The organism is Streptomyces sp. C, from assembly GCF_000158895.1.
Lineage (GTDB): Bacteria > Actinomycetota > Actinomycetes > Streptomycetales > Streptomycetaceae > Streptomyces > Streptomyces racemochromogenes.
Genome location: NZ_GG657750.1, coordinates 3,321,127 through 3,332,877, shown reverse-complemented (window position 1 = coordinate 3,332,877; position 11,751 = coordinate 3,321,127). Strand labels below are relative to the sequence as shown.

Annotated in this window: 11 protein-coding genes; 9 read left to right on the top strand and 2 right to left on the bottom strand. The window is 74.8% G+C overall.

Annotation, left to right across the window (positions count from 1 at the left end; genetic code table 11):
* Positions 1 to 420: 420 nt before the first annotated feature.
* Positions 421 to 1,110: a hypothetical protein gene (locus SSNG_RS14760; RefSeq protein WP_007264636.1), complete on the top strand. Its 690-nt coding sequence runs from the start codon at positions 421 to 423 to the stop codon at positions 1,108 to 1,110.
* A complete protein-coding gene (locus SSNG_RS14755; RefSeq protein ID WP_007264635.1) occupies positions 1,107 to 2,249 on the top strand; it encodes a GNAT family N-acetyltransferase in 1,143 nt (380 codons plus the stop codon). Before SSNG_RS14760 ends, SSNG_RS14755 begins: the two co-directional genes overlap by 4 nt.
* Before the next feature lie 5 nt (positions 2,250 to 2,254).
* Here SSNG_RS14755 and SSNG_RS45265 read toward each other — a convergent pair whose 3' ends face one another.
* The gene (locus SSNG_RS45265) at positions 2,255 to 3,913 is read right to left on the bottom strand and encodes a glycosyl hydrolase (RefSeq protein ID WP_050779628.1); all 1,659 of its coding nucleotides are present in this window, start codon (positions 3,911 to 3,913) and stop codon (positions 2,255 to 2,257) included.
* 150 nt (positions 3,914 to 4,063) lie between these two features.
* Here SSNG_RS45265 and SSNG_RS14745 point away from each other — a divergent pair, with 150 nt between their 5' ends.
* The 5 genes from SSNG_RS14745 to SSNG_RS14725 all read left to right on the top strand — a co-directional run bounded on the left by SSNG_RS14745 (position 4,064) and on the right by SSNG_RS14725 (position 9,824).
* A complete protein-coding gene (locus tag SSNG_RS14745) occupies positions 4,064 to 5,515 on the top strand; it encodes an ATP-grasp domain-containing protein (RefSeq protein ID WP_007264633.1) in 1,452 nt (483 codons plus the stop codon).
* A 284-nt stretch (positions 5,516 to 5,799) separates the two neighbouring features.
* On the top strand, positions 5,800 to 7,086 hold the full coding sequence (locus tag SSNG_RS14740; RefSeq protein WP_007264631.1) for an NAD(P)-binding domain-containing protein: 1,287 nt from the start codon (positions 5,800 to 5,802) through the stop codon (positions 7,084 to 7,086).
* A 23-nt stretch (positions 7,087 to 7,109) separates the two neighbouring features.
* Positions 7,110 to 7,409 (top strand): hypothetical protein, encoded by a 300-nt coding sequence (locus SSNG_RS14735; protein WP_007264630.1) that lies wholly within the window; start codon positions 7,110 to 7,112, stop codon positions 7,407 to 7,409.
* A 14-nt stretch (positions 7,410 to 7,423) separates the two neighbouring features.
* Complete coding sequence (locus tag SSNG_RS14730; protein WP_050779627.1) at positions 7,424 to 9,511, top strand: SpoIIE family protein phosphatase; 2,088 nt, start codon at positions 7,424 to 7,426, stop codon at positions 9,509 to 9,511.
* A gap of 118 nt (positions 9,512 to 9,629) precedes the next feature.
* Complete coding sequence (locus SSNG_RS14725; protein ID WP_007264628.1) at positions 9,630 to 9,824, top strand: hypothetical protein; 195 nt, start codon at positions 9,630 to 9,632, stop codon at positions 9,822 to 9,824.
* A gap of 36 nt (positions 9,825 to 9,860) precedes the next feature.
* Here the strand turns inward: SSNG_RS14725 and SSNG_RS14720 are convergent, their stop codons facing one another.
* On the bottom strand, positions 9,861 to 10,298 hold the full coding sequence (locus SSNG_RS14720) for a DUF6299 family protein (RefSeq protein ID WP_063749892.1): 438 nt from the start codon (positions 10,296 to 10,298) through the stop codon (positions 9,861 to 9,863).
* A 170-nt stretch (positions 10,299 to 10,468) separates the two neighbouring features.
* Between SSNG_RS14720 and SSNG_RS44835 the strand changes: the two genes are divergently transcribed.
* Positions 10,469 to 11,101: a DUF4352 domain-containing protein gene (locus SSNG_RS44835; RefSeq protein WP_050779625.1), complete on the top strand. Its 633-nt coding sequence runs from the start codon at positions 10,469 to 10,471 to the stop codon at positions 11,099 to 11,101.
* A 56-nt stretch (positions 11,102 to 11,157) separates the two neighbouring features.
* Positions 11,158 to 11,652 (top strand): DUF5949 family protein, encoded by a 495-nt coding sequence (locus tag SSNG_RS14710; protein WP_007264625.1) that lies wholly within the window; start codon positions 11,158 to 11,160, stop codon positions 11,650 to 11,652.
* Positions 11,653 to 11,751: the final 99 nt, after the last annotated feature.

Genomic DNA, 11,751 nt, shown 5'->3' with positions numbered 1-11,751 from the left:
CGACCGCCCCGACGGGGTCCGGCCCGGCCGCTCCGCGGAAGCGACGGCCGCGGCCCGCCCCCGGGGCTCCGCGGCGGTCGCGCCGGTTCCCGTCACGGCGGAGGGCCGGGGTGCTGCCCCGAGCGGATCCGGGCCCGCCGCCCCCGCCCCGGCGGACGGCCGCGACGCGGCTGCGCAGGCCGGTGCCGTGCCCGGCGCGGACACCGTACCCCGGACTCCCCCAGCCCCCGCTGGGAGGTGCCCCCAGGCGGGGCCGGCCCTCGCCGAACCCGGCGGGGACGGCTGATCCCGGCGGGGACGGCTGATCCCGGCGGGGACGGCTGATCCCGGCGGGGACGGCTGATCCCCCCTCGCTCCACCCCCGGCCAGGGGAACGGCCGGGACCGCACCAACCCCCCTCCACCCAGGAAGGCACCGCACATGGCCGACACCCCCGACCAGAAGAAGTCCGACCACCGCTCCGAGCGCAAGCGCCGGCTCCTGCCGCCGCCCGCCTGGTGGCCGCTGCCCGCCTGCGCCCTGCTCGGACTGGCCGCGGGCGGCGCGTACGGGGTGCTCAAGGCCCCCGAGTACGCCGCCACCAGCTACGTCGTCGCCGTACCGAACGAGACCACCGAGCCGGCCACCGCCCTCGGCTTCGCCCAGGCCTACGGCCGGATCGCGACCAGCAGCTCCACCCTCGCCTACGCCCAGCCCCGCGCCGGCATCAGCGCCCAGCGCCTGCGCACCCAGGTCCGCGCCGAGACCTCCCCCGACTCCCCGATGATCGCCATCACCGGCACCTCCAAGAGCCCCTCCGAGGCCGCCGACATCGCCAACGCCGTCGCCGACGCCCTCTCGCTGAGCAGCAACCAGGCCGCGAAGAACACCGGCGTGCAGCTGCTGCTGTTCAACCAGGCCGTCGCGCCCAGCGACCCCGCCTCCCCGTCCGCCGCCCTCAGCGGAGCCGTCGGACTGTGCGCCGGCGGCCTCCTCGGCGGCCTGTGGCTGCTGGCCCGCCCGGCCCGCCGCAAGGAGCAGGGGACGGGCCGCCCGGTGGTGGAGGAGTACGCCTCGCTGCCCGCCCAGGGCGAGCACACCGAGACCAAGGAGAAGGAGTCCGTGCGATGACGCGGGGCTCCGCCGGGGCCCTGACGGTGACGCTGTGCCGCGACCCCCGGCAGTTCGCCGCGCTGGAGGAGTCCTGGAACCGGCTCGTCCGGAACTGCCCCACCGCCACCCCCTTCCAGAGCCACGCCTGGCTGCACTCCTGGTGGCTGTCGTACGGGAAGGACGGCCGGCTCCGGGTCCTGCTCGTGCGGCGCGGCGAGGAGCTCGTCGGCGCGGCCGCGCTGATGCTCGTACACCGGCCGCTGCCGCGGCTGGTGCCGCTCGGCGGGCCGATCACCGACTACTTCGACGTGCTCGTCGCCGACGAGTACGCCGACCAGGTCGTTCCGGCCCTGGCCAACGGGCTGCACCGGGCCGCCCGCTCCGCCGTCGTCGACCTGCGCGAGGTCCGTCCCGGGGCCGCCGCGGAGGCGCTGTACGAGGCGTGGCCCGGGGTCGGCGCCAAGGCCGCCGACTCCACCTGCATGGAGCTGCCCGCGCTGCCGTTCGACCAGCTCGTCAAGCGGATGCCGGCCTCCGGCGCGCAGCGCGTTCGGGCCAAGCTGCGCAAGACCGACGCCGCCGGGATCGAGGAGCACGAGGTCACGGAGCGGGAGGTGCCGCAGGCCGTGCGCACCCTGCTGCGGCTCCACGAGAAGCAGTGGCGGGGCCGCGGGGTGACCCCGGAGCACCTGAGGCCGCGCTTCGCCGAGCACCTGACCCGGGCCACCCGGCGGATGGTGCGGGCGGGGGAGGGCCGGCTCACCGAGTTCCGGCTGGACGGGAAGGTGGTGGCCGCCAACGTGACGCTGCTGTCGGCCGCCCTGAGCGGCGGCTACCTGTACGGGGCCGACCCGGACCTGCGCGAGCGGAAGGTGGACGTCGCGACGCTGCTGCTGCGCTACGAGGCGGGCCGGGCGCTGGAGGAGGGCCGGCCGGTGGTGAGCTTCCTGCGCGGCAACGAGCCGTACAAGAACCACTGGCGGCCCGAGACGGTGGTCAACCAGCGGCTGCTGCTGGCCACGCACGCGCTCGTGCCCCTGCTGCGGCTGTACGAGTCGCAGATCACGGGGCGCGAGCGGGCGGTGGGCGCGCTGCGCGAGGCGCTGCCGGCCGCCCGGGACTGGCGGGCGCGGCTGAACGAACTGCGGGTCCGATGACCCGTCTAGAACGGCCAGAAGCCGGAGTCCTTGCCCCAGTCGAAGCGGAAGCAGACCGACTGGGGGCCGCCCAGGAAGCTGTTCAGCCACTCGCCGAAGTCGAGCGGGAGGCACCACTGCCTGCTGTCGTTGGGCTGGGGCTTCGGTTCGGGCTTGGGCGTGGGCGTGGGCGTGGTCGGCCGCGTCGGCTGGGGCCGGGGTGCGAGGGGGCTCGGGGACAGCACCGGCGGTGCGGGCACCGAGGTCTCGGGGGACGGCTCCGGGGCCGGTTCGGGCGGGAGCGGGGGCGGGACCGTGACGTCCGGCGACGGGGTGACGGGCACCGGTTCCGGGACGGCCGGCGGGGGCTCGACGGGTGCCGGCGCCGGGTCGACCGGCGCGGGCTCGGCCGGCGGCACGGAGGCCTCGGGGGTCGGGGTCTGCGGGGCGGGGACGTCGGGCTTGGGCGCGTCGGGCTTCGGGGCCTCGGGCTTGGGCGCGTCGGGCTTGGGCGCGTCGGGCTTGGGGGCCTCCGGCTTGGGGGCCTCGGGCTTGGGCGCGTCCGGCTTCGGGGCCTGCGGCTTGGGGACCTGCGGGGTCGGGAACTGCGGCGTCGGGACCTGGGGAGTCGGGAGGTCCGGCTTGGGGACCACCGGGGGCGTCGGGACCACGGGCGGCGTCGGGACCTGCGGGGTCGGCTCGGACGGCTTGTGCTCGCCCAGCGCCTCGCGGAAGACCTTCGCCGACTGCGGGTTCTGCTTGCACCGCCAGACGCCGTGCGGGCAGTAGTCCGTGATGGTGTGGTAGAGCGGCTTGTGCTGGTCGATCCACTTCAGCATCTGCCGGATGTACTCCGGATTGTCCCCGTTCCGGAACAGCCCCCACTCCGGGTACGAGATCTGCTTGCCGTGTGCCTTCGCGAAGTCGACGTGCTGCTGGAGCCCGTACGGCTGGCGGACGTGCTCCTCGAAGGTCCGGCCCGGACCCTGGTCGTACGAATCCATGCCGATGACGTCGACCACGTCGTCACCCGGGTAGCACTTGGTCCAGCCGATCGCGTCCGTCCCCCGGTTGGGGGCGAAGTCGAACTTGAACCGCTGCCCGGGCACGGAGCGCATCGTGGTGACGATGCGCCTCCAGTACGCCTTCCAGTGCTCCGGGTCGGGACCGCAGCGGTGGGTGTACGTGGTGCCGTTCATCTCCCAGCCGAGCACGATCACCGTGTCCGGGACGCCCAGCGCCACCAGCCGCTCGGCGAGCTTGCGGAAGTGCCGGTCGTACTGGCCCTCCGCGCCGGCCCGGATCAGCTGGACGACCTGCCAGTCGGGCACCCGGTCCTCGTTGCGGGCCTGCATCGGCACGTTGAGCACGAACATCCGGTCGTCCTCGGCCCGGCGCCACTCGGCCCAGTCCTCGAGGAAGTTCACGCCGCCCTCGATGCCCGGCCACTGGTCGCCGGGGAGATAGGTGTGCCCGACCCGGATCTCCCGGCCGCCGAGCCAGTGCGACAGGTAGGGGATGCGGGCGACCCCGGGCGGCCCGTAGCCGAGGTAGGCGCCCATGGCGGTGTCGGAGCCCTTGGGGGGCTCGTCGTCCGGGGCCGCGAGGGCGGCGCCGGTGGCGAGCAGCCCGGCCGTGACCGTACCGACGCAGGTGCTCACCAGGCGGTGGCGTGGTCTGGGCATGGCGTCTCCCGAGCTTTCGCGAACCGGTGTGCTTGCAAAAGACGTTAGACATCACATCTGACGAATGGCCTGTCCGGTGGCCGCTGGGTAGGCCATTCGCAGGTGCGCATCCTCTCCGCTTGGTCCGACTAGGTGAAAGACACCGTTCCCATGAACGCGTTCGACGGCCATGTGCCCGCTGTTCTGCTCAGACTCGATCGGAATCCGTTCCACCACGGAACCCTCGGCGCCGTCAGATCCCTGGGGCGCAAGGGCGTGGAGGTCCATGCCGTCGTCGAAGCCGGGGGAGGTCCCGTGGGGCGTTCGCGCTATCTGCGCGCCGTGCACGCCGGTCCTGAGGGCGGATTGGATCCGGAGGCGCCCGAGGCGCTGCTGGAGTGCCTGGTCGGCGTGTCGGAGCGGATCGGGCGGCCGGCGGTGCTCGTGGCGATGGACGACATGAGCGCGATCGCCGTGTCCCGGGTCGCCCCGATGCTGACGGACCGTTTCCGGATCCCCCATCAGCCAGACGACCTGCCCGCCCGGGTGGCGGACAAGGCGGAGCTCTCGCGGCTGTGCGCCCGCTGGGGCGTCCCGCACCCGGAGACCGTGATCCCGTCGAGCGGCGCCGAGGCGGCGCGGGCGGCGTGGCGGCTCGGGCTGCCGGTGGTGGCGAAGTGGAGCCGGCCCTGGCTGCTGCCGGCCGGGGCCGGGCTGCGCAGCACGACGCTCCTCAACACGGCGGCCGACGCACGCCGGTTGTACGAGCGCTCCGCCGAGGCCGGGAGCAGGCTGCTGCTCCAGCGGTTCCTGCCCGCGGGGCCGGACACCGACTGGTTCTTCCACGGGGCGTTCGCCCGCGACGGGCGGCCGCTGCTGGCCGGCTCGGGCCGCAAGGAGCTGTCCTGGCCGGTGCGGACGGGGCTGACGGCGGTGGGGCGCTGGCTGCCTGACCCGGCGGTGGAGGAGTCGGCGCTGCGGCTCGCCGAACGGCTCGGCTACCAGGGGATCCTGGACCTCGACTTCCGCCGCGACGAGTGCGGCACGTTCCGGCTGGTGGACTTCAACCCGCGGCCCGGCGCGCAGTTCAGGCTGTTCGCCGACGACTCGGGGCTGGACGTGGTCCAGGCGGTGTACCTGGACCTGACGGGCCAGCGGGTGCCGCCGCCGGCGGGCGGACCCGGGCGGGTCTTCGTCGCGGAGAACTACGCGCTGCTGGCCGCCGTACGGGGTCGCACGCTGCCGCGCCGCGCCCCCGGCGTGGCCGCTGCGGCGGATCCGGCCCGGGCCGGGTCCGGGGAGCGGGGCCGTGACGCGCGGCCCGGCCCGGTGCGGGTGCTGCCGCGCGGGGAGCGGGGGCGGGTGGAGGCGGCCTGGTTCGCCCTCGACGACCTGTGGCCGTTCCTGGCGATGCTCGGCGCGTTGCTGCGGCGCGGCTTCGGCAAGGGGGCCCGCGCGCTGCGGGGCGTCCCCGCGCAGGGGCGGCGTACGGTCCGCGCGGTGCGGGCGCCGCGCCAGCGCGGCGGCGAACGGTCGTGGCCCCGGCCCCAGCCCCCGGAACCGGCTGCGGGCCAGGCCCCGCCGGGGGCTTCGGCGGAGCCGGACGAGCTGGTGAGCCGGTGACGCGGCGGCGCGGTGGTGTCGTGACGCGGCGGCGCGGCCGCGCGGTGGTGTCGTGACGCGGGAGCGCGGTGGCGCGGTGGTGTCGTGACGCGGGGGCGCGGTGGACGCCGGGACGCGGGGACGCCGGGATGTGGTGGCTCCGCGTCGCGGGCTTGAGGCAGTGGTGCGGTGACTTCGTGACATGTGACGCGGCGTCGTGTTCCGGCGGTGCGGTGGTGCGCCGCGGGCGGTGTGGTGACGCGGCGTCGTGGTGACTCGGTGGCGATCTGGTGGAAGGAGTGGCCGTGAGGCGGACGGACGATCTCGTGGTGGTCGGCGCCGGGCCGTACGGGCTGTCGATCGCCGCGCACGCGGCGGCGGCCGGGCTCGGGGTGCGGGTGCTGGGCCGGCCCATGGCGTCCTGGCGGGACCACATGCCCGAGGGCATGTACCTGAAGTCGGAGCCCTGGTCCTCGAACCTCTCCGCGCCCGGCGGGCGCTACACCCTGGCCGACTACTGCGCCACCCGGGGCCTGGCCGCCGAGCACGCCAGCCCTTTGCCCATCGCCACCTTCAGCGGGTACGGGCTCTGGTTCGCCCGGCACGCCGGCCTGCCCGAGGTGGAGGAGGCCACCGTCACCGAGGTCACCCCGCAGGGCGACGGCTTCCTCGTCCGCACCGCCGACGGGCCGCCGCTGCTCGCCCGTACGGTGGCCCTGGCCGTCGGGGTGATGCCCTTCACGCACTACCCCGAGGCGCTGCGCGAGCTGCCCCCGGGCCACTACTCGCACAGCAGCGGCCACCGCGACCTGTCCCGCTTCGCCGGGCGCGAGGTGGCCGTCCTGGGCGCCGGGCAGGCCGCGCTGGAGACGGCCGCGCTGCTCGCGGAGGCGGGCGCCCGGCCGTGTCTGGTGGCCCGGCGCTCCCGGCTGAACTGGAACACCGTCCCGCAGCCGCTGGAACGCCCGCTGGCCCGGGCCCTGCGCGACCCGCACAGCGGGCTCGGCACCGGCTGGCGCAGCTGGGTGTGGTCGGAGCTGCCGTGGGCGGTGCGGCGGCTGCCCGCGCCGACGCGCGAGCGGATCGCCGCCACGGCGCTGGGGCCCGCCGGGGCGTGGTGGCTGCGGGACCGCTTCGAGCGGCGGGTGCCCGCGCTGATGGGGCACCGGCTGACCCGGGCGGTGGCGGTGGGCGGCCGTACCCGGCTCGGGCTGACCACGGCGGCCGGGGAGTCCGTCGTACTGGACACCGCGCACGTCATCGCGGCGACCGGGTTCGCCCCGCGGCTGGACCGGCTGGAGCTGCTCGACGCGCGGCTGCGGGCCGCGCTGGCCACCGTGGGCGACAGCGGCACGCCGGAGCTGAGCGCGGGCTTCGAGTCCTCCTGGCCGGGGCTGTTCTTCGCAGGACTGCTGACGGCTCCCTCATTCGGACCTTCCATGCGATTCGTGCACGGTGCGGGGTTCACGGCGGGGAGACTGGTGAAGGGAGTCCGCAAGCGCCTCGGCGCCCGGGGTCCGCTGCCGGGCTCCTCCGGTGCGTCCCGGCCGGTCCGGGCCGCCGCCGGGCGACCGGAGACGTATCTACGCTGAGATCCACCTGAGAGGGGTCCGCGATGGGCGCGGAGCGAGCACAGGGCGGCCGTGGCTGGGTGCGCATCCCCGCCAGCCGCGAGGAACAGCCCACGGCCCGGGCGGCGGGCCAGCCGCCCCGGGGCACGGCGGGCCAGCCGCCCCGGGGCACGGCCGGGGCGTCGTACGGGTGGCGGTCCGCCGGTCATTTCGGGGCCGGCGACCAGCCCTCGATCTACCTCTCCCTCGTCAAGCGGTGGCGGGAGGCCGGGCGCACCCTTCCGGGGCATCCTGACGAGGAGTGGGAGCGGCTCATCTCCCAGCCGTGCTGGCCAGGCCGTTAGGTGGTGTGTCTCTCGTGGCAGCGGCGGAGCACGACGAACCGGAACGCGGTGCCCCAGGGCTGGTGACGGGCCCGGGGGAGCGGCTCGCGCTCAACGGCATGGGCAGCTTCGAATGGGACCTGGACGCGGGCGCCCTCAGCCTGGACGAGGCCGGCCTGGCCGTCTTCGACCTGGAGCCGGCCGAGTTCGACGGCACCCCGCAGGCCCTCGGCGCGCGGATCCCGTCCGACGACGCGGCCCGGCTCTCGGACACCGTGACCGCGGTGCTGGAGGCCGGCGGGTCCACGTACGGCTCGTACTTCACCGTGCGCCGGCGCGACGGCCGCGACCAGTGGACCCACACCACCGGCCGGGTGCTGCGCGACGACGACGGCCGGCCGCTGCGGATCGCCGGGATCGTCCGGGACGCCACCGCCGAGCTCGCCCACGCGACGGTGCTGCGGAAGCTGGAGAGCGCCCGCGTCCAGCAGGCCGCCATCGTGCAGCGCACCACCGAGGCCCTGTCGCGGGCGGTGACCGTCGACGACGTGACGGCCACCCTGACCGGCGCCGGCGCGCTGGAACGGCTCGGCGCGGACGGGCTGGCGCTGGGCCTGGTGGAGAACGGCACCATCAAGATCATCGCGCTGAGCGGGGAGACCCTGGAGATCCTCAGCGAGCGCAAGTTCACCCGCCTGGACGGATCGCTGCCGCTCTCCCAGGCCATCCTCAGCCGGCAGGCACGTTTCGTCACCTCGCTCACCGAACTCGCCGGCGAGTTCCCCCTGCTCGCCGACTACCTGCGCCGCATCCACTACGACGCGGCCGCCTACCTCCCCCTGATCGCCCAGGCCAAGGCCATCGGCGGACTCGTGCTCTTCTACCGGCGGCGCACCGACTTCAGCCCCGAGGAACGCAACCTGTGCCTGGGCCTCGCCGGCATCGTCGCCCAGTCCCTCCAGCGGGCGCTCCTCTTCGACCAGGAACGCGAGTTCGCCACCGGCCTCCAAGCCGCCATGCTGCCCCGCCGCATCCCCGACATCACCGGCGGGGAGATCGCCGTCCGCTACCACTCCGCCTGGAGCGGGCGCGAGGTCGGCGGCGACTGGTACGACGTCATCGCCCTGCCCCGCGACCGCGTCGGCATCGTCGTCGGCGACGTACAGGGCCACGACACCCACGCCGCCGCCATCATGGGCCAGCTGCGCATCGCCCTGCGCGCCTACGCGGGCGAGGGCCACCCGCCCTCCACCGTCCTCGCGCGCGCCTCCCGCTTCCTCGCCGAACTCGACACCGAACGCTTCGCCACCTGCATGTACGCACAGGTCGACCTGGAGACCGGAGGCGTACGGGCCGTGCGCGCCGGCCACCTCGGCCCGCTGATCCGCCACACGGACGGCCGAACCGGCTGGCCCAACGTCCGCGGCGGCCTCCCCCTCGGCCTGGCCTCCGTCTTCGAACAGGAGGACTTCCCCGAGACCCGCCTCGACCTGGTCCCCGGCGAAACGCTCGTGCTGTGCACCGACGGGCTCGTCGAGGAACCCGGCACCACCATCACCACCGGCATGGACTCGCTCGCCCACGCCGTCCGCAGCGGCCCCCAGGGCGCCGGCGCCCTCGCCGACCACCTCCTGGACCGGCTCTGGGAACGCTGGGGCTCCGGCGACGACGTGGCCCTGCTCGTGCTGCGCCGCGCCCCGGACCCCGGCACCCACCGCGCGCCGCGCATCCACCAGTACGTCCACCAGGCCGACCCCGAGGGACTGTCCGAGGCCCGCTACGCCCTGCGGCAGGCCCTGCGCGACTGGGGCATGGCCGAACTCGCCGACGACGTCGAGCTCGCGGCGGGGGAGCTGCTGGTCAACGCCCTGCTGCACACCGACGGCGGGGCGGTGCTCACCATGGAGGTGCTGCCCGAGCCGGTGCGGCGGATCCGGCTGTGGGTCAAGGACCGCTCCAGCGTGTGGCCGCGCCGGCGCACCCCGGGCGAGGCGGCCACCACGGGGCGCGGGCTGCTGCTGGTGGACGCCCTGGCCACGCACTGGGGGGTTGAGTCCCGGGGCGACGGGAAGGCCGTCTGGTGCGAGTTCGACGCCGGGGGCACCCCGCGCGGCACGGGGTGACCGGACGGTCACCCCGGGTTGTGGGGTCCCGGGTCCGGGGTGATGATGCCGCCATGGAACGGATGCTGGTTCTGCGGGACGTGCCGGTCCTCCACGGCGCCCCGCTGTCGAGGGGGGTATGGTGCGCCGCCTGACCGGGGGCGCGGTCACGGGGATCGTGGCGACGCTGGCGGTACTGCTGCTGGGGGGAGTGCTGCTGGCGGCCGGGGGCCGGGCGGTCGTCGACTGGACGACGGGACGTCCGCGCACGGACTCCGGATGCCAGACGGTCGCGTTCATGTCGATGACGGGCGTCGCGCCCGAGTGCCGGTAGCGGCGGCTACCGCACCCGCGCGGCCGGCCGTGCCCCCTACGGCCGCTCGACGACCCGGATGACCTGCTCGTCCAGCGCGACCGTGTCGATGGCCCGGGGCATCAGACCCGACATGTGGATCTCCTGGAGCTCCGCCACGGCCCGCGCGGCGCCCGGGTGGATGCCGCCGGTGAGCGGGCTGCCGGCCACCCACTCGTGCTCGGCACCGTCACAGACGACCTCACCCGCGCCGATGCTCAGCCGGGTGCCGTCCTGGATGACGGTGGCCTTGATCTGAACCGCCCCCGAGGGTGACGCGGCCTCGCAGTGGTAGGTGCCGGAAAGGGTGATGGAACCGTCCCCGGCGATGTGAGCTTCCGACTGTACGGAAATTCCCTGATTGAAAACGGTGGCGTGGGCGGGAGCCGTGAACAGGGCCGTCGCGGCCAGGGCGGAGAAGGCCCCCAGGGTCATTCGGCGGGCGGGCGTGCGCATTTTTCCTCCAGGTGGGTGCGGGTGGCGGGAATCCACCGGAACGCATTGTGCTGGTAATTGGAGGGCGACTCGTTCCGCGTGCTCGTGTCGGTGTGTGCAATTCCCCGGCCGGGCGCGTGAGACTGGCCGGAAATACTCCCCGCCCCGAAGATCCCCGAAGGGGTTCCCGCATGCGTCAGCCCGCCTCCGTCTCCACCTCGGTCTCCGTCCTCGCCGCCGCCGCCCTGATGCCCTTCCTGCTGTTCACCGCCACCGCCTGCCAGAGCGCCCCCGAGGGCGCCGCGCTCGCCCCCGCCGCCGCCCCCGCCGTCCCCGTCGACGACGGAGCGCCCGGCGCCGACGAGGACCCCGCCGCCCAGGACCGGGCGGGCGGGGCAACCGGCGCGGCCAAGGACGCCCATGTGGGTGACTCCGTACGGGTGCAAGGACACGAGGTGGGCCGCCACCTCCAGGTGGTGCTGAGCGCGTTCGTGGACCCGGCGGTCAGCGTCGAACCGAACTACCAGCCGCCCGCCGGCAAGCGCTGGGTGGCCGCCTCGATGTCGTTCGTCAACGTCGGCGGGGCCTCGTACGGGGCGCTCGGGCGCATGTGGGCGTACGACGGCGCGGGCAAGCGCCACCCGGTGGTGCGCACCGGCGAACTGACGACCGGCAAACCACTCGTCTTCGATTCCCTCGCGGTCGGCGAGCGGGCCGAAGGATGGGTCGTGTTCGAAATTCCGGAAAACCAGAAGATCGTGCGGCTCCAGTACCAGGACGCGAACATGCAGGCGAATTCCGGAGGGGGATTCTGGTCGGTCTAGCCCGCGCGGGTGAAGGGCCATGAAAGGGCCCGGCGCCGGAGCACTAAGGTGCGCGCATGACTTCTACGCAAGCCGAAATCGACCGCAGCCAGCTCGGCACCCTTTCCGTGCTCGCCTGGATCGGCGACCCCGCCGAGGGCCACAAGCTCCCCTACCTCCTCGCCTACACGCTCGGTGACGGACCGGCAGGCCGGGAAGCGGGCGAGGCGGCCGCCCGCGCCCTGCTGGAGGGGATGGGGCTGCCGATCGGCGTCGAGGTCGCGGACGGCACCGTGAACCCGCAGAAGTTCGACGTGAAGGTCCTCCTCGCGGACAACCAGATCGCCCTGACCCTGCCCGGCCTGAACGCCACCTGCACCGCCCCCGACGAATGGGTCGAGGCCGCCAACGACGGCGGCCAGGTGTACTTCCTGTTCGCCACGCGCGCCTGGCCCGAGGCCGTCCCCGGCAGGCCGGTCAGCGCCGAGCAGCTGAAGGCCTTCGCCGGCGACGAAGAAGTCCTGACCGAGTGCGCCCACTGCCTCGTCACCGTTCAGACCCTGCAGCGCTAGCCGGACACCCCCAAGCCGGCCCCTGCCCACGGCAGCCGCCGCCGCGCCTGCGGCGGCCGCCGTGCTCCGGCCGCCGGGCTCCCAGCCTGCCCGGCGGCC

Bases quoted from the DNA above. Each gene is read 5' to 3' on its own strand.
- SSNG_RS14760 (WP_007264636.1), top strand. From the start codon at position 421: ATGGCCGACACCCCCGACCAGAAGAAGTCCGACCACCGCTCCGAGCGC.
- SSNG_RS14755 (WP_007264635.1), top strand. From the start codon at position 1,107: ATGACGCGGGGCTCCGCCGGGGCCCTGACGGTGACGCTGTGCCGCGAC.
- SSNG_RS45265 (WP_050779628.1), bottom strand. From the start codon at position 3,913: ATGCCCAGACCACGCCACCGCCTGGTGAGCACCTGCGTCGGTACGGTC.
- SSNG_RS14745 (WP_007264633.1), top strand. From the start codon at position 4,064: ATGAACGCGTTCGACGGCCATGTGCCCGCTGTTCTGCTCAGACTCGAT.
- SSNG_RS14735 (WP_007264630.1), top strand. From the start codon at position 7,110: ATGGGCGCGGAGCGAGCACAGGGCGGCCGTGGCTGGGTGCGCATCCCC.
- SSNG_RS14725 (WP_007264628.1), top strand. From the start codon at position 9,630: ATGGTGCGCCGCCTGACCGGGGGCGCGGTCACGGGGATCGTGGCGACG.
- SSNG_RS14720 (WP_063749892.1), bottom strand. From the start codon at position 10,298: ATGCGCACGCCCGCCCGCCGAATGACCCTGGGGGCCTTCTCCGCCCTG.
- SSNG_RS44835 (WP_050779625.1), top strand. From the start codon at position 10,469: ATGCGTCAGCCCGCCTCCGTCTCCACCTCGGTCTCCGTCCTCGCCGCC.
- SSNG_RS14710 (WP_007264625.1), top strand. From the start codon at position 11,158: ATGACTTCTACGCAAGCCGAAATCGACCGCAGCCAGCTCGGCACCCTT.